Raw genomic sequence first — 255 nt, forward strand, 5'->3', positions numbered from 1 at the left:
AAGGCGCAGCTGCACCGCTGTTTGTTGCCTGTCATCGACAAGGATATCCTGCTGGTCACGGATGGCCATGCCGCCTACCGGGCGTTTGCCAGCGAGGCGGGCCTCAGCCACCAGGCCGTCAACTTGCACGCCGGCATCCGCGTGCGCGGCGCCGCCCACGTGCAGAACGTCAATGCGTATCACAGCCGCCTGCGCGAATGGTTAAGGCCGTTTCACGGCGTGGCGACGCGCTACCTGCCAAACTACCTGGGATGG

General features: G+C 65.1%; 1 protein-coding gene. It reads left to right on the forward strand.

The annotated features are described in order from the left end of the window. Positions 1 to 255 (forward strand): IS1595 family transposase (locus GCN78_RS29130; protein ID WP_152254757.1); only part of this gene is annotated, 255 nt, incomplete at both ends.

The organism is Janthinobacterium rivuli (genome assembly GCF_009208735.1).
Classification (GTDB): Bacteria; Pseudomonadota; Gammaproteobacteria; order Burkholderiales; family Burkholderiaceae_D; genus Janthinobacterium.